At 39.5% G+C, this 16,675-nt stretch carries 13 protein-coding genes; 6 read left to right on the forward strand and 7 right to left on the reverse strand.

The window, feature by feature from the left end; genetic code table 11:
* Window positions 1-144: 144 nt before the first annotated feature.
* Window positions 145-2,511 (reverse strand): putative PEP-binding protein, encoded by a 2,367-nt coding sequence (locus ACSQ6I_RS10175; protein WP_438890220.1) that lies wholly within the window; start codon window positions 2,509-2,511, stop codon window positions 145-147.
* A 485-nt stretch (window positions 2,512-2,996) separates the two neighbouring features.
* Between ACSQ6I_RS10175 and ACSQ6I_RS10180 the strand changes: the two genes are divergently transcribed.
* Window positions 2,997-3,449: an MgtC/SapB family protein gene (locus tag ACSQ6I_RS10180; RefSeq protein ID WP_438890301.1), complete on the forward strand. Its 453-nt coding sequence runs from the start codon at window positions 2,997-2,999 to the stop codon at window positions 3,447-3,449.
* Window positions 3,450-3,668: 219 nt separating this feature from the next.
* On the opposite strand, the gene ACSQ6I_RS10185 is transcribed toward ACSQ6I_RS10180, so the two are convergent.
* The 3 genes from ACSQ6I_RS10185 to ACSQ6I_RS10195 all read right to left on the reverse strand — a co-directional run bounded on the left by ACSQ6I_RS10185 (window position 3,669) and on the right by ACSQ6I_RS10195 (window position 8,450).
* A complete protein-coding gene (locus ACSQ6I_RS10185) occupies window positions 3,669-4,388 on the reverse strand; it encodes a hypothetical protein (RefSeq protein ID WP_438890221.1) in 720 nt (239 codons plus the stop codon).
* Window positions 4,375-5,496, reverse strand: a complete 1,122-nt coding sequence (gene recF / locus ACSQ6I_RS10190) for a DNA replication/repair protein RecF (protein ID WP_438890222.1) — start codon at window positions 5,494-5,496, stop codon at window positions 4,375-4,377. Before recF ends, ACSQ6I_RS10185 begins: the two co-directional genes overlap by 14 nt.
* A 95-nt stretch (window positions 5,497-5,591) precedes the next feature.
* Window positions 5,592-8,450 (reverse strand): cation-translocating P-type ATPase, encoded by a 2,859-nt coding sequence (locus ACSQ6I_RS10195; RefSeq protein ID WP_438890223.1) that lies wholly within the window; start codon window positions 8,448-8,450, stop codon window positions 5,592-5,594.
* A gap of 421 nt (window positions 8,451-8,871) precedes the next feature.
* Here ACSQ6I_RS10195 and ACSQ6I_RS10200 point away from each other — a divergent pair, with 421 nt between their 5' ends.
* Together ACSQ6I_RS10200 and ACSQ6I_RS10205 are read left to right on the forward strand one after the other, a co-directional pair.
* The gene (locus tag ACSQ6I_RS10200) at window positions 8,872-10,542 is read left to right on the forward strand and encodes a transglutaminase domain-containing protein (protein ID WP_438890224.1); all 1,671 of its coding nucleotides are present in this window, start codon (window positions 8,872-8,874) and stop codon (window positions 10,540-10,542) included.
* 334 nt (window positions 10,543-10,876) lie between these two features.
* Complete coding sequence (locus tag ACSQ6I_RS10205; protein ID WP_438890225.1) at window positions 10,877-12,238, forward strand: hypothetical protein; 1,362 nt, start codon at window positions 10,877-10,879, stop codon at window positions 12,236-12,238.
* Between the two features lie 23 nt (window positions 12,239-12,261).
* Here the strand turns inward: ACSQ6I_RS10205 and ACSQ6I_RS10210 are convergent, their stop codons facing one another.
* Window positions 12,262-13,116, reverse strand: a complete 855-nt coding sequence (locus tag ACSQ6I_RS10210) for a PD-(D/E)XK nuclease family protein (RefSeq protein ID WP_438890226.1) — start codon at window positions 13,114-13,116, stop codon at window positions 12,262-12,264.
* 104 nt (window positions 13,117-13,220) lie between these two features.
* On the opposite strand from ACSQ6I_RS10210, the gene ACSQ6I_RS10215 reads away from it, so the two are divergent.
* Both ACSQ6I_RS10215 and ACSQ6I_RS10220 read left to right on the forward strand, forming a co-directional pair.
* Window positions 13,221-14,648 (forward strand): phosphoglucomutase/phosphomannomutase family protein, encoded by a 1,428-nt coding sequence (locus ACSQ6I_RS10215; RefSeq protein WP_438890227.1) that lies wholly within the window; start codon window positions 13,221-13,223, stop codon window positions 14,646-14,648.
* 75 nt (window positions 14,649-14,723) lie between these two features.
* Window positions 14,724-14,993, forward strand: a complete 270-nt coding sequence (locus ACSQ6I_RS10220) for a LapA family protein (protein ID WP_438890228.1) — start codon at window positions 14,724-14,726, stop codon at window positions 14,991-14,993.
* A 49-nt stretch (window positions 14,994-15,042) separates the two neighbouring features.
* Here the strand turns inward: ACSQ6I_RS10220 and ACSQ6I_RS10225 are convergent, their stop codons facing one another.
* Both ACSQ6I_RS10225 and ACSQ6I_RS10230 read right to left on the reverse strand, forming a co-directional pair.
* Window positions 15,043-15,321, reverse strand: coding sequence for a type II toxin-antitoxin system RelE/ParE family toxin (locus tag ACSQ6I_RS10225; protein ID WP_438890229.1), 279 nt, complete (start codon window positions 15,319-15,321; stop codon window positions 15,043-15,045).
* The gene (locus tag ACSQ6I_RS10230) at window positions 15,311-15,586 is read right to left on the reverse strand and encodes a CopG family ribbon-helix-helix protein (RefSeq protein WP_438890230.1); all 276 of its coding nucleotides are present in this window, start codon (window positions 15,584-15,586) and stop codon (window positions 15,311-15,313) included. Before ACSQ6I_RS10230 ends, ACSQ6I_RS10225 begins: the two co-directional genes overlap by 11 nt.
* A gap of 130 nt (window positions 15,587-15,716) precedes the next feature.
* Between ACSQ6I_RS10230 and ACSQ6I_RS10235 the strand changes: the two genes are divergently transcribed.
* A complete protein-coding gene (locus ACSQ6I_RS10235) occupies window positions 15,717-16,655 on the forward strand; it encodes a hypothetical protein (protein ID WP_438890231.1) in 939 nt (312 codons plus the stop codon).
* The last annotated feature ends 20 nt before the right edge of the window (window positions 16,656-16,675 follow it).

Raw genomic sequence — 16,675 nt, forward strand, 5'->3', positions numbered from 1 at the left:
GATCGCAGAGGTATTAATTTTTAACCCATTTTGAGGGTTTAATCCCCTGCCTCTACAGGCAGCAAGTTTTATGTCGGGGTCTAAATCCCAGTTGCAAAACTTAATTACGAATTACGAATTACGAATTACGAATTACGAATTATTTTAATTGCCCAGTTGCCTGCGTGCTGCTGCTAAAATTAACCGGTGTTCTGCACGAGCGATCGCATTATATGTCCTTTCCACTGCTTCCGGTTCCACTGAAATAGAAGTAATTCCCCATTCCACCAACTTATCAATAATCTCTGGATACAGTGCTGGTGCTTGACCGCAGATTGAACAAGGAATCCCTCCAGCTTTGGCTGTTTTAATTAATTGAGCGATCGCACCCATAACCGCAGGATGACGCTCATCAAATATGTTTGCTAGTTCTCCTTGCTCTCTATCCACCCCTAAAATTAATTGCGTGAGGTCATTTGTGCCAATAGAAATACCTGCCGCACCCGCTTTAATATATTCTGGCAATAAAAACAGCACACTTGGTACTTCTGCCATTATCCATAATTGAAAAGAGGAATTCTGCGTTAACCCAGATTGCTCAACTTTATGCCGACAAAATACAAATTCTTCCACAGTCCGCACAAAAGGCAACATTAAATTTATATTACTATAACCGCTTTTTTGTACAGCCATCAAAGCTTTTAATTCTAATTCAAAAATTGCGGGATTGCGTACATAACTTAAAGTCCCATGTTCACCCAACATTGATTGTGATGAAGATTGTTTATTATCACTTAATGAAGGTAAATCTTGGGTTCTCCAATCCAAAGACCGATATAAAACCGGGCGTGGTGCAAAAGCCCGCGCAAATTTTTTAATCTGCTCAGATAGAGTTTCTAATAATTCTGTTTGTCTGCCACCCAAAAGCCAAGTATGAGGATTTTGTCCCTCCAAAATATTCAACATCATCAATTCTGAACGTAACAATCCCACACCATCTACAGGTAAACTTTGTACTTTTTCAATCAGGCTAGGTTGACTGAAATTAACCAATAGTTGGGTAGCAATCATGGGTAAGTTTTGAGCATTGCTAAATCCGTACTGAGACTGTTCTGACTTATCATGGTGTAGCACAGTGGTGTTTTTGTGTGATGAAATTTTCTCCCCATCAAAAACTTTATCACCCTCTCCTCTGCTACGATAAACCTCTCCCCTCTCACCATCAAGCAATATTAGTTCACCAGTTTGAATTAGATTAGTAGCATTTGTGGCGTTAACTACAGCCGGAATACCCAATTCTCTAGACAAAATTGCCCCATGACTGGTTAATCCACCTCTTTCTGTAATAATTCCCACTACTTCATGTAATAAAGGCAACCAATCAGGAGTGATAGCTGGTGCAATTACAATCACGCCCTTGGGAATTTGCGCTGGTTTGGGTTGGGAACTCACAATTACATAAGCACTAGCCTTCACACGTCCCCTAGCAGCCCCTATGCCTTTGAGGAAGTATAAGCTGGGAATTACAGATGGCGGGGTACTAACTTGAGTAATGTAGAGTTTGGGGTCTGAAGTTGCTTCGGTAATTGTCCACTTCATAGTTAACTTTGCACCTAGTTCACTCACTAGTTGATTACCTAAAATAATTACTTGTTGTAAGTGATTTTCTGATAAAGCATACTGTTTTTGTTGATACTCACTCAGTAGGGAGACAAGCAAACAATTGTTATCTGTTATTGATCTTGATCCAGATAGGGATTCCTCAGTAGCTATAGATGTAGGATCATGAACACGATAAGCGAGAATTTTATTTCCTAATTGTTGTTCTTTGACAACTCCTGTTTTTTCATGGATATAGTGTACATCTGGTAATACTTCGCCATTGGTAATTGCTACTCCTAATCCACAAGTGGCCTCAATTTCTGAGCTTAAGGCGTTAGCGTTGAATAAACCGGAAGCGATCGCATTTTCAACTGGTTGTACCAACACCGCCAAATTAATTTTTTGTAAATTAATACCTACACTCTGCCAATATAGTAGACTTCTGGCACGAAACAACTGACTCCACACTGCCTTTAATGCTTGAGCGATCGCTTCTTCATCACACACACAAAACACCGACTCTAGCAAGCCAGAAATATTTCCCTCCACCTGGGTAACAGATGATACCGCTAATGTTGGACGCAAAATTAAACATTTCTTTTCCCAGGTTCTCGCAGCTTCAAAAATCATACTCACCCAATGCTGTGGCACATGAGCCAAGATAATTTCCTCCCGCAAGCGGCCAGCCACCTGTTGAAGTTGTTGCCAATTAGCTACATCCAAATGTAAGGAAGAATAGGGCAAATCAGCAACTAAAGATTCCGAACTATTGAGGGTTTCTAGAAATTGCCGCCAAATATCTGCCGAAACTACAAAACCAGGCATTACTGGATAGCCCCGTTGCATAATTCTGCTCAAATAAAACGCTTTATCACCAACTTTGGCGCGGTCTTGTAATTTAATCTGGTCAAGCCAGTAGAGTTGTTCCACTCAATTAGTTAGGTGTCAGTTGTGGAGTTGCAATTATTATTATCGAAGGAGTTATATGTATTTGATCTAGACAATTAAGCTATTACTCATTTAATATCCTTTTTGATGCTACTTTGTGTTGATGGAATACCTGCAAGCTTTCCGTAGGAGCGATATCCGCAGGCAGTGCGCTCCACATCGTCACTTAGTTGTGCATTCCATCATACATAATTAAGGTATTTGGGCAAAATAAAAATACCTATCCTGGTAAATTAATTAAATAAGTACTTACACAAAAATATTTATACATTTTTCAAAAAAACAGAAATCGCTGTATTCCTTTACTGTTACCTTACTCAACTATATAATTTATTTTGCACGAGTACTTAATTTTGCTGAACTCAACCCTATGAATAGTCGTCAATTGACCGTATTAGTACTTGAAATTTTTCCATTATTAGAAATTATTCTTGAATAATCATATACTACATTTTGAAGTGCGGAATATGGGTTACTACATTGCCAGCAATGATTGGCTAAATATCTGCTTTCGACTATGTTTTGCATTGCTGATGGGTGGAATGATCGGCTTAGAACGTCAACTGAGAGACAAACCAGCAGGTTTACGAACTCATATGTTAGTGACTTTGGGTTCAGCCATATTTACTATTATTGCTATCCAAATAGGTGGAGAGGAAATCAGTCCCGATGCTCTCAGTCGTGTTATTCAAGGTATTGCTGCTGGAGTGGGCTTTCTCGGTACGGGAGAAATTTTGCGTTCATCTTCTCAACAACCTAAATTAGCAGAAATTCATGGACTTACTTCTGCGGCAGCTATATGGGTTGCAGCGTCTTTAGGCATTGCTTCTGGGTGTGGTTTATGGCAGCTAGGATTAATTGGTGCTGTGTTGACGGTTGTGGTTCTCAATCTTGTTAAAAAAGTAGAAAAATCTCATTAGTCAAACGTAAGAATTCAGGAGTCAGGAGTCAGGAGTCAGAATGCTTATGACATGAAGAATAGAGAGAAGTGAGATTTTATCAAAATCATCAAAGTTGACTAAAAAAGCTTTATTCTCCTGACTTTTGTATTTTCTATCCTGAATACTTACAGTAAAACAATTTTAGATTTTGAATCGACTCAAAAGATAAATTTGGAAGCTTTGATAATTAATGAACTATTAGTCATTTGTAAAAGTAAATAATGTCAGTGCCTTGGCAAAAATTTCTTCATCTGCTCTTGTTTGGAGAATTGATTTTACTATATTAATAAATTCAATATCAGATATATCGTCGTTGTTTATAGTTTTACTGGCTGCATAAAAATTAACATCATCAACAGATAATTCATTGGTAACACCTGTTTGTAATTTAGCATTGTCACTCTGCCAGGAAAGTGACTTACCACGTAATGTAAATTGAAACCAGATAATTTGCTCATTTTTTAATTCCAAAAAAATATCAAAATAAGGTTCTCCTCCTTGTAACCAAATTTTTACTGTATTTGCTTGTTGACATGGTTTCAGTAGCTTGGGTTCAATAGCTCTCAATGATGCACCTAATGATGCAATCTCGTCTTTATCTACAATATAATTTCTGTGATTCATATCTAAACTAGTTACCGAATAATTTAAGAATACAATTACCAAAAATAGAGAGAGAGAAATCTCAAATTCTTGATTTATAGCAACGAACAGGGTGGTGAAGACATCAATAAATGATAAAAATCTTCTATCAAATGGTTTTACTAATGGATGAGTATGAATTACTATAAATATGTAAGGATTCAGGATACAGAATGTTTGATATGGCAAGGAATAGGTAATAGGGAACAGAAGAGAAAAATATTCTTCCTTCTTTCTGACTCCTGACTCCTTACATAAATATTTACGCCGACTCACTTATCTCTCCTGCTTGCACGAAGAGAATTTGCGAATATTTTAACCACTGAGAGTCAAAAGAACCCAAATGAGTAGTAGTAATTAATGTTTGGAAACGGTCTTGAATGGCATCCAGCAATTGATTTTGGCGCGATGGGTCTAATTCTGCTAAGACATCATCTAATAAAAGTAATGGAGGCTCTTGGACGACTTCTTCAATTAATTGTAATTCTGCTAATTTTAAAGCCAGAACCAGTGTTCGTTGCTGACCTTGGGAACCATATTGGCGAGCAGGTGTTTGGTTAATAATTAATTCTACTTCATCACGGTGCGGTCCGACTAAAGTAGTACCTCGGTGCGATTCAGCTACAGAACGCTGTTGAATTTTAGCTAAAAAAGCTTGTTGGACTGCTTCGGGGTGATTGTTGGAGAGAGGGACATTAGGTGCATAGTTGATTTGCAAAAATTCTGTACTACCGCTAATACTAGTGTGCCATGCTGCGGCGATTGGTGCTAATTTTTGGATAGCTCTCTCCCTTCTGATAATTACCCTTGTTCCTGTGGTAACTAATTGTGCATCCCAGATGGCTAATTCTGATTGTAGCGATTTAATAGGCTTGTCAATATGACGTTTTAAAAAAGCATTGCGTTGACGTAATACCTGGTTATATTGCTGCAAAATGTGAGCATAAACTGGTTCGAGTTGAATTAAGAGTGTATCTAACCAATTACGACGGCTTTCGGGACTACCGCGTACTAGTTCTAAATCTAAGCTGGAAAACTCAACTGCATTGATAACACCAAGAAAGTCCATTTGTCGGCGGAATATTTCGCCATTAATGGCGACGCTGCGGCGAGCATGACGGCGAAGGGTGAGGGTTAATTCACTAATACCTGCGGCTCTTTCTAGGGTGGCGTTGATTTGGCCTACAGCTTCCCCATCTCTAATTAAATCACGATCGCGTGCCATCCGATGCGATCGCAATGTGGCTAACAACTCCACTGCCTCCAACAAATTCGATTTTCCCTGAGCATTATTACCCACCAAAATTGTTTTGGCAGCATTAAACTCAACTTTTTGGTCTTGGTAATTGCGAAACTGTCGGAGGTGTAGGTTTTTGAGGTACATGGAATTGGAGGCAGGGTGCAGGGTGCGGAGGGCAGGGGTTAGGGGAAATATAAATAAATGTTTGTTTTCATCTTCCCCAACTCCTCAACACTTCATCAAACAGTCTTTTTACCTATCAAGCGGAAAAATATTTTTTCTCCTTCAATCCAGACAAACATTAAGGCACTAAAACCGATACAAATTCCCAATTCCGAAAGACTTAATTCATGAGTACCAAAGAAATCTCTCAAAGGTGGGACGTAAACTAACATCAACTGCAAAATCGTTGTCACAATCACAGATCCCAGGACAAAGAGATTAGAAAAGGGATTCATTTCAATTGTGAGTTGGTTGTTAGAACGAATTGCGATCGCATGACCCATTTGGGCAATACACAAAGTAGTAAAGACCATTGTCTTCCAAGTATCAGGATTACCCGGATACCCTGTTGCATGGGTGTGATTATAAGCCCAAGACATCAAAGCAATAGAAATGACAGCAAACACAATCCCAATCCGAACCATATAAGCACCTAACCCTCTAGCGAAAATACTTTCGCGGGGACTAAAAGGTGGGCGTTGCATGACATCTGGTTCTGGGGGTTCTACAGCTAATGCTAAAGCTGGCAAACCATCCGTTACCAAGTTCATCCAGAGAATTTGCAACGGTGTCAGAGGAACACCTCCTAAGCCCATTAAAGGTGCAGCCGCAATGGTGAGAACTTCGCCAATATTACTACCCAAAATGTATTTAATAAAACGGCGAATGTTGGTGTAAACAACTCTACCTTCTTTGGTAGCGGCAACTATGGTGGCAAAGTTGTCATCTAGTAATACCATATCACTGGCTTCTTTGCTCACATCTGTGCCTGTGATGCCCATAGCAATGCCGATATCGGCTTGTTTGAGGGCGGGGGCATCGTTGACACCATCTCCTGTCATGGCCACAAATCGACCACGACGTTGCAGTGCTTGGACGATTCTCAGTTTGTGTTCTGGAGAAACTCTGGCGTAAATACTCACTAAATCAACTTGTTCTTCTAGTTCTTGGTCAGTCATGCGTTGCAATTCTTGACCAGTGAGAACTCTAGCATCGGCATCAGCTATTCCTAAATCTAAAGCGATCGCACGCGCTGTTAATTGGTGGTCGCCAGTAATCATAATGGGGCGAATCCCAGCTTGGCGACACTCTGCCACAGATGCCCTGACTTCAGGGCGTGGCGCGTCCAACATTCCCACTAAGCCTAACCATACCAAATTCTCTTCAGAAGTGTCTTCTGAAGCCTCTGGTGGCACTTCTGCCAGAGGTTTATAAGCAAAACCTAACACCCGTAAACCTTGGCTGGCCATTTGGTCATTTGCTGCCAAAATTTGAGTGCGTTGTTCTTCGTCAATGGGGATTGATTGATCGCCCATATAAATCTGATGACAACGTGCCAAGGTTAATTCTGGGGAACCTTTGGTAAACATTAAATATTGTTCAGATTCTAAAAATCCGGCAATTACTGGGTCAACCCCATTCATCGTCGGTTCCCCTGTGACAACTGCTTCTACTTGACAAATTACACTCATACGTTTCCGTTCTGAGGAAAAGGGAAACTCGGACACACGGGGTAATTTACTCTGCCATTGGTCTTTTTCAATCCCAGCTTTTCCTGCCAATGTCACCAAAGCGCCTTCTGTGGGGTCGCCCAAAATTGCCCATTCGCCGGCTTCTTTTTGCAGCACCGAGTCATTACACACAGCACAAGCAACTAGCAAAGCGGATATTTCTGGATTTTCATCTAGATCAATGTTTTGTCCATCTAACTGAAAATCTCCTGTGGGAGCATAACCTTCTCCCGTTACCCGGAAAGTTTTTTGATTGGTATAAACTGACTGCACCACCATTTTGTTTTGAGTCAAAGTCCCGGTTTTATCGGAACAAATGGTAGTTACAGAACCTAATGTTTCTACCGCTGGGAGTTTGCGAATCAAGGCATGGTGGCGTACCATGCGCTGAGTTCCCAGGGCTAAGGTAACGGTAATTACAGCAGGTAAACCTTCAGGAACTACAGCCACAGCCATACTTAGGGAAACTTCTAGCAGGTCTTGTAAGTTACTAAAACCTCTGGCTTGGATAATACCACCGACTACGACAATTGCCACGAGTATCAAAGAACCTGATACCAGCACATTACCCAATTGAGTCATGCGCTGCTGTAGGGGTGTAGGTTCACTTTCCACCGACTGCAACATAGCGGCAATTTTGCCTAATTCTGTTGTCATGCCAGTGTTGGTAACAAGAACTTTAGCCCGTCCTTGGACTACTTCGGTTCCTTGAAAAACTAAATTAATGCGATCGCCTAAAGCCGTATCTTCTGGTAATGTGAGAACTGCCTGCTTATTTACAGCTTCAGCTTCACCCGTCAGTGCCGACTCCCGCACTTGCAAATTTGACTGTTCTATTAAGCGTCCATCAGCAGATATTTGCACACCAGCTTCTAGCAGCATCACATCCCCAGGTACTAATTCTTTCCCTGCTATTTCTGCCAGCTTACCGTTACGGATAATGCGGACTAAGGGAGAGGATAGTTTTTTCAGGGCTGCTAAGGCTTTTTCAGCACGGCTTTCTTGCACATAGCCCAAAATACCATTGAGGACAACAATCGCCATAATCGCAATTGTGTCTTTGAATGGCACCTCACCGACTTTTAATGTCCCTTGTCGTAATGCCCAAAAATCTAAAAAACCAGAAATGAGAGCTACACCAATCAGCATTAACAACATGATGTTTGTAAACTGATCTAGTAGAATCTGCCAAGGGCTACGGCCACCATGTTCTTCTAGTTCATTGGTTCCGTATTTTTGCAAACGTTGTTCAACTTCTTGAGGTGTTAAGCCACGGTCTGCGTTACTATCAAGCAGGTCTAAAGCTTTATCAACCTCCAAACTATGCCAAACTGCGGCACCTTCAGGTAAAGAATGAGCAGACATCGTGTAAGTCACAGGAAATGGTTACAAAATTCGATCATAATTGAGTGGTGGCAGGAAAACCATCAACTCAAGTTACTTTGGGACTGGGGAATGGGAACCGGGGACTGGAAACCGGGGAAGATATTCTTCTTTACTACTGATAACGTGGCGTATGACCGAAAAATTTTAGATTTTGGATTTTAGATTTTGGATTGGAAATTTTCGGTACAAGCCCCGCCCCTTCAGGGTGGAATTCATCCAAAATACTCGCTGCGCTAACGCCAATCGAGAATCCTCAAGCTACACACTTTAGGGTGGAGTAAATCCAAAATCCAAAATCGTAAATCCAAAATTGATTGACTCCTACGTCGTCACGCAAGCTATAGCCATACTCCTGAACTCCCTCTTCTGACTAATGACCAATAACTAATGACGAATAATTATGAGTTCTGCACTCCCTAGTTTTACTGTTAGCCAGATGTTTGGGCAAAGAACAATCCGACCGCTTACTGCTGCCAGCCTATGTGGTATTGCTTTCATCAAAGATAGACTTATTGCTATCGACACAATCAAAGGGCATCTACTAGAGATTGACCCTCACTCCGATAACAGCACAATTATTAATCCTCACCAGGTCAAAGAATTTAGCGAAGTCACTGGTTTAGCGGTGTGGGAAGATACACTTTGGGTCAGCCGTGGCAATAGTGTTTATTTATGTAAACTCTCTTCTTTGGGTCTGGAGCATTTTGTCACTTTACCTTATTCTGCTGACGGTGTTGCTGTGTGGGAGTCAACAGTCTACGTCAGCTGTCATCGACTCGGCTATATTCTGGTTTTTGACCTCGATACACGCAAAGAAATTACGAGATTTTATGCTCCTGGTGTCGGTATAGAAAATTTGGCAGTTACCCAGGAAACTCTCTGGGTTTGCGATCGCACAGAACAAACAGTTTACTTCATGGATAGGGCAACTGGAGAAATTCAATTCAGTGTTCTCACTCCCTTTGCATCTCCTACAGGCATAGCAGTTCATAAAAATTTAGATACAAATCAGGAAAATATTTACATCGCTTATGCCAATGAAGAGCCTTATATTCGAGATAACCCTAACGCCGAACCTAATCACGAACTAACCTACCGGGATATTACCTTCATTCATCCCCTCTATTATCATTACGAACCAAATAAGCGTTACGCCCTTTCCAATGGTTATCTCATAGAAATGTCCTACGTGGAAGAAATTTCTCCCCTAGATGAGGTTTATTTACCCAATGTAGAATGGCGTATTGCCCTACCATCAGAAACTGAACGTCAAAAAGTCAAGCAAGTTGAACCAGTTGGTTTACCCTTCACAGAAGAAATTATTGATGGACAACGGGTTGCAGTCTTTAAGTTTGATTCCCTTACCCCAGGTGAAAGGCATATATTTGGCTGGAAAGCACTTTTGGAAGTTCGAGGAATTAAGTATCGCATCACACCGAGAGATGTAGAAGAAGTACCTGAACTGACATCAGAATTACAAAGTCGCTATTTGGTCGATGATGATGATCTAGCAATGGATACGGCTATTGTTCGCCGTGCAGCCCGTGATGCAGTCGGTTCAGAAACTAATGTGTTACGGAAAATGTATAGTATCCGTAACTATGTATATGATGAGTTATCCTATGGCATTAAACCCCACATCGACACACCAGATATAGTTTTAGAACGAGGTATTGGCTCCTGTGGCGAATATGTAGGTGTACTGTTAGCTTTGTGCCGTTTGAATGGCGTTCCCTGTCGAACTGTAGGTAGATATAAATGCCCCCCTTATGGTGAACAACAGGGAGTTCCACTGCAACCTGATTTTAATCATGTTTGGCTAGAATTCTACATCCCTAATTTTGGTTGGGTACCAATGGAATCCAATCCTGATGATATAGGCGAAGATGGCCCTTATCCTACACGCTTTTTTATGGGATTATGTTGGTATCATATCGAAATTGGCAAAGGCGTTACTTTTGAAACTTTGACCAGTAACGGTCAGCGCTTAACTAAAGAAGAAACATCCATTGGCGATTTGGCTATTAACCATATTCGGTTTACAATTCTTAAAGAATTGCCGCCTTTCTAGCTCGGAAATTAGCAACTGGGAACTTGTAGTTAGCAATGGGGTATTAGGTAGGAGCATTTTTTGGTGCATTTACCCAAAATTTTCCCTTTGCTGCAAGTTTCTTACCTCCCTTAATCAAAAGTTTACCCTTGTACAGCGAAGATTCATGTTCACTTTAATAAAAAGCTCAGTAATTTTTCGGAATAGGTTGTAAGCTGTTAATATGTCAATTTTCAATAGAAATATGGAGTTGAAAATAGTTAAAGCATTTAAAAACCCGAATTTCTGCGGTTGACATACCCAACTTTAAATATGAGAAATAACATATAAGTCAGTTTGTAAACGGTAATAACAGGTGAGTAATTGCATTAGTTCTGAATCTGAAAAAACTGTGGAACAAACACCCTCAGCCAAAACACACAGTGGTAGGCTAGAATACCTACACAATTATCATCACTGTTTTCAAGAAGAACAGTTGATATATCAACATTTTCTTCATTTGGTGCAAATGGAATCCCCTGGCCAAATGATTGAGCGTTTTCGCTGTTTATTTATTGAACGGGCTAATTATCCTGAGCCTGAAATTATCACGATTTTAGATAAAATCACATCGTGTAAGAACGCAACAGAAGATTTTAAATTCTTTCTAAACCGTTGTTGCCACATTTTAATCAACCGCTGGTATATGCAATTGGGGTTGCATCATGCCATTACTGAGTTAATCAACTTATTTGAAACTCCATCTAATAGGTTAGGCATAAATAGCTTCCGTGTAAGAGAAATTAGACGCTTGCGTGAGCTAGTGCAGATTTTCTCCGACAGTGAGCAGTATGTGATCTTGCGACGATTTAGTCAAATAGTTAGTCAAACTCCTAAATTAAATAATCGTCAAGATAATCAGCCTTTGATGAATTTGATTAGTCGCTATCCTTATTTATATGAACATTGTTTAACTAGTGAAGACTCTACTTTTGAACAACAAGAAACAGTTAGACATTTTCAGACAAAGGTGCAGAGAAAATTTGAAATCGACCTATCACAGTACGTAACTTATAAAGTACGTCGAGTTCAGATTTTAAGTAAAGTTTCTCCATCTGAGGCTAATCGGATATTGCGCCATATTAATAATCCTACTTTATTAAGCGATCGCGATCTTTACAGCACTCTCAAACAATTTATTGGTAATGCCGACAATGGCCATACTTATCAAGAAGGAGCGCAAAAGTTCTTAAAATACAGTAGTCAAACTGCCAAATTCCATGATTTCAAAGATGATTTATATGAATATCTAATATCATCTGTTGATGGACAATATGCCAGAAATCAATTTAGTCAGCGGTTATACACTCACTTACAAAATACACTACCTCAAGCGGATTACCAAAAACCCAATGATTTCTTGCTGGTGAGAACTTGTAGTCAACTACTAAACTTCTTAGTTGTCAACAGCCAAGCATCACCCCAACACTCAACATTTTTGGATTTGATTAGTAATCAAGGTTCATTAATAACGATTGGGTTGTTGTTAAAAGTTGTACTAATCTGTCATAAAGTCAAACCATATTTAGAAAAAAGATTTGCAATTCTGTTTAACCACTATGAATCTGCTACTACTGATAGTATTGTTTGGTTAGTGAGAACATTAGAACAATTAAATATTGCTATGAGTATTAATTTTGGGGATATTGATTTATCATTTTTTAAGCAGTTTTGTTAATTATAAAATCGAGTTTAGCCAAATTAGGTGCGATTCTTAGTAATTGGCATTGATTGAGATTCACCAGCCTTAAAATCAGCAAATTCACAAATTGAGTTAAATGGACAAAAACGGCAGTGATAGCCGGGATTTGGTGGAAATATTTTACTAAAATTACTGCTTCTTGATTGATATTTTTGTAAATCTAGTTGATGTTGTTTGGCTATATTAGATAACTCAAATTCGAGGGATGTTAATTCATTATTATCAATAGTAATTAAATCCGACTTTTGACAAACTTCCAAATTATAAAATGAGGCGACAGCGGTTTTTCCAGGGTAAAGATAGTGGGCTGCTAATAAATAAACTAATGCTTGTCGTTTATCAAAGGCAGATTTGCCAGTTTTAAAATCTAAAATGTGTAAAGTGCTATCAGAATCAATAAATACACAATCCATCGCAGCATATAAACGAAAACAATAGTTTTCTTGTTCAATGACAATAGGTTTGGGAAATCCTTCATCACCGGGGGTTAATTGGATAATCCGTTTACCCAACAACAAGGGCGATTTGTGATATTTTCGTAAAATTTGTAGTACCCTTTGCTTAACTTGACAAGTGAAATTGCTTAATTTCAGTAGCTGGGCAACTTTTTCTACGCCATCAGACTGAGTTAACAAATGGCGATGATGATGAAACTCATAAACACCTTTTTGGGCAAGTATGCCAATCCGCTGGGGTGGTGTGGCTTGGGCTAACAACGCTTTTACTTCTGGTTCATGTTGTCGTGCTTTAATAAATCCTCGCCTCATTTGGCAATGCCAACGTTCTTGCCCTGTGGCTGGGGCAACTAAAGACCAAAGGTGATAACTGGCAAAAGGTCTATCGGGGGTTGACATTGCTCAGGTAGAGTGAGAGAAAATACGGTGGGATACTTGCGGCTACGCACGCTTTGCGGGAAGCTTCCTAATAGTAATAATGATGCAGGGGAGAGAGTGGCAAAATGAGCAACAGTAGCAATTCCAGCAAGATAAAATTTGGTACTGATGGTTGGCGCGGCATTATTGCTGATGATTTTACTTTTCCCAATGTGCGGAAAGTAACCAGGGCAATAGCTAGTTATCTGGAAACTGCCTACAGTAAAGATAGACCAGTCCTGATCGCCTACGATACGCGGTTTTTAGCTGACGAGTTTGCCCGGACATCTGCCGCAGTTCTGGCTGATTTAGGGTGGAATGTGAAAATTACTGATCGGGATTGTCCGACTCCTGTAATTGCCTACAACGCCCGTCACTTGAATTCCGCAGGGGCTTTGATGTTTACTGCTAGTCATAATCCTGCACCTTATTGTGGGATTAAATATATACCCGATTATGCGGGGCCTGCCACTCCAGAAATTACTGATACTATTGTGGCAAATATAGAGAGTGCATCTGATGAGTTGCCCGGAAGCAATCCATCAGGTTCAATTTCTACTTTTGATCCGAAGCCTGATTATTTGAATTTTATCTACACTTTACTGGATGTAGAAAGAATCAAAAGCGCGAATTTAAAGGTCAAGTATGATGCCCTTTATTCTACTTCTCGCGGTTATTTAGATGAAGTTTTGCAACAATGTGGTTGCCAGTTAGAAAGTTTCCACGATTGGCGGGATGTACTTTTTGGTGGCGGTATGCCGGAACCAAAAGGGGAACAATTAGTTGAATTGGTGGATGCTGTTCGCGCTGATAACGCGGATTTAGGTCTGGCGACAGATGGCGATAGCGATCGCTTTGGTATTGTCGATGAACAAGGTAATGTCCTCACTCCCAATACAGTGCTGTTAGTTCTAGCACGGCATTTAATAAAAAACAAGGGTAAAAGTGGCGCGATTGTGCGGACTGTGGCAACTACGCACTTGTTAGATAATTTTGCGGCTAAGTATGGTCTGCAAATTTATGAAACTGCTGTGGGTTTTAAATACATCGGTGAGAAAATGCGGGAAACCGCTGTTTTGATTGGTGGGGAAGAGTCGGGCGGTTTGAGTATCATTGGCCATATTCCTGAAAAGGATGGCGTTCTTGCCGATATGCTGGTGGCTGAGGCTATTGCTTATGAGGGTAAGCCTCTGAGTCAATTGGTTCAGGAAGCGATCGCAGAAGCTGATGGTCCTTTGTATAATAATCGCTTGGATTTACACCTGACTGAGTCTCACAAAAATGCTGTGATTGATTCTTACACCAAAAATCCGCCTTCAGTAGTGGCAGGAATCAAGGTGAAGGAAGTCGGGAGGAAGGATGGGATTAAATTGTATTTAGAAGAGGGTAGCTGGGTGTTGCTGCGTCCTTCTGGTACAGAACCTTTGGTGAGGGTGTATATGGAAACTAACTCGCCAGAAAAACTTAGTCAGATTGCTCAATTTATGGAGAGTGAAATTGCTAAGTTAGGTTAATCCATTACCTGATGATTATGTAGAGACGTTTCATGAAACGTCTCTACAATTGGTTAGGAAATTATATTTGAAGTTATGAAAAGTTTTGCGAATTTATTTATATCTGTAGTTATAGCTGTTTGGGTAATTGCGATCGCACTTATTTCTGTGCAGAATGCCACGCCTGTATCTTTACGGTTTTTGGTTTTTCAATCAATTCAAATTCCTTTTGGGTTGGTGTTGGCTTTTTCTGTTGCTGTAGGTTTGTTAGGTGTGGCGATTTTGCAGCCTCTTTGGGGGTTGGGTGCGTCGAAGTCTAGGGTTGATGAGGAGGCGGAGTTTTTTATTGATGATGAGGATTTTTAGGGTTTGTTTCGCGCAAAGGCGCAAAGAGGCAAAGGCGCAAAGGAAGAGGTTAATCTGGGTAGCGTTTTGAGGTGTGGAGAATGCGGAGAATTTCTACTGTTTCTTCTTTGATTCGGTAAATCAGAATATATGATGAGTTAGAAATTATCAGTTCTCTGGTATTTTCTACTCGTCCAGATTTGCCCATGAAGGGATAATTTTTTAGTTGATTTGCAGCATTTTGAATTTTCAATATTAATTCTTGTGCAGCTTTGGGATTTTCTTTGAGAACGTAACTATGCGCTTGTTCTAGGTTACGCAGCGCCCGGTGTAGCCATTTAATCTGCATGGGTAAGTTTGGCAAATGTGGCTTTTACTTCTTCATCACTAGCAAAATCTCCAGCATCAGCTTCAGCTATACCTTTTTGGATTTCTTCTATTTGCCATTGGTATATCTCTAAATAAGCGGCTACTGCTTCGTTGAGAATATAGCTTCTGTCGCGATTTATGCCTTTTGCAAGTGCGTCAAGTGCGGCTTTTTTGTTGCTGTCTATTCTAAATGTAATGTTTTCTTTACTCATGGTTTTTAGAGAATCATTCGTATTGTATTGCATTATATAGTATTACAATGTAAGATTGTAACTAAAAACCTTTGGCTTACGATAATATTTTCCGTCTTTTATTACAAGATTAGGGATTTTACAAAACTATGCTTCCGAAGATAGACACGCTACAGCAGGCTTAATGCACAAAAAGCCTCATACTGAAACCACAATTACTCAAAATTTATGTTCTTTACTGGATCAAGAAGAACAATCAAACGCTGCTTTACATTATTCGTTCCTTGATCTTCAAAAAGATTTATCTGAATATGCAGGTGGGTTGAAAGTTAGTTTCTCTCTAGAAACTCATGAATATAATAGTGCAGTTGAAAACAGAATAACTCAATCTGATATGGGAATAATAATTAATTATTTAAATTACTATGAACCTGATATTTCTTGGAGTGAAAGTTGGTTATTTCAAGCTAAAAGTTTGAAACCTTCCAAATATAATCCACTTGAATATACAGAATCATCCACATTCGATAGCATTTCACAAAAACAGCTTCTAAGGATCAAAAATCTTGTGAAAATTATAAATATAGACTTCATAAAATTTATGGAGTATTGTCCCAGATTAAATCTATTAAAAAATAAATGGGAAAGAAATAAACTTATTAGTTATAGAGATTTGAATCTTGCAGAAAATATCTTTGATTATGCTTTAGGGATTGAGCTTCATGATTGCATACTCAAAGCAGATCCAAGCCTGGAACCTGGTATATTCATATCGTCAATATATGAGACTTCTAAAACTAAATCATATTTAGATGTATATAAAAAGTTTTGGACTAAAAGTCATCCATTTTCATGGTTTATTTTATCTAGGTTGACTATTCCTAGAATACAAAAAGACTATCACCAATATTTGGTGGAAAATCGAGTTAGGATAACTCCTGAAAATCCAATTCCTCAATTTGGTTCAGGTAAATTAGAACCTGCTATTTTTGCTCATTCAATTGTTCGATGTGATAGAGAAGCTACTAATTATCTATTGAGAGAAATAGATAAACCCACTGGTGATTTCCAGTTGTATCCAGCTAGAACTTTAAGTATAGATATTAGTGTTGGTGGAGATTAGAGAGGAAGTGCTTTTTATAC

The sequence above is a fragment of the Anabaena sp. WFMT genome, from assembly GCF_051781005.1.
Lineage (GTDB): Bacteria > Cyanobacteriota > Cyanobacteriia > Cyanobacteriales > Nostocaceae > Anabaena.

Coding starts and splice junctions, on each gene's coding strand:
- ACSQ6I_RS10180 (WP_438890301.1), top strand. CDS start 2,997: ATGGGTTACTACATTGCCAGCAATGATTGGCTAAATATCTGCTTTCGA.
- recF (WP_438890222.1), bottom strand. CDS start 5,496: ATGTACCTCAAAAACCTACACCTCCGACAGTTTCGCAATTACCAAGAC.
- ACSQ6I_RS10195 (WP_438890223.1), bottom strand. CDS start 8,450: ATGTCTGCTCATTCTTTACCTGAAGGTGCCGCAGTTTGGCATAGTTTG.
- ACSQ6I_RS10200 (WP_438890224.1), top strand. CDS start 8,872: ATGAGTTCTGCACTCCCTAGTTTTACTGTTAGCCAGATGTTTGGGCAA.
- ACSQ6I_RS10210 (WP_438890226.1), bottom strand. CDS start 13,116: ATGTCAACCCCCGATAGACCTTTTGCCAGTTATCACCTTTGGTCTTTA.
- ACSQ6I_RS10215 (WP_438890227.1), top strand. CDS start 13,221: ATGAGCAACAGTAGCAATTCCAGCAAGATAAAATTTGGTACTGATGGT.
- ACSQ6I_RS10220 (WP_438890228.1), top strand. CDS start 14,724: ATGAAAAGTTTTGCGAATTTATTTATATCTGTAGTTATAGCTGTTTGG.
- ACSQ6I_RS10225 (WP_438890229.1), bottom strand. CDS start 15,321: ATGCAGATTAAATGGCTACACCGGGCGCTGCGTAACCTAGAACAAGCG.
- ACSQ6I_RS10230 (WP_438890230.1), bottom strand. CDS start 15,586: ATGCAATACAATACGAATGATTCTCTAAAAACCATGAGTAAAGAAAAC.
- ACSQ6I_RS10235 (WP_438890231.1), top strand. CDS start 15,717: ATGCACAAAAAGCCTCATACTGAAACCACAATTACTCAAAATTTATGT.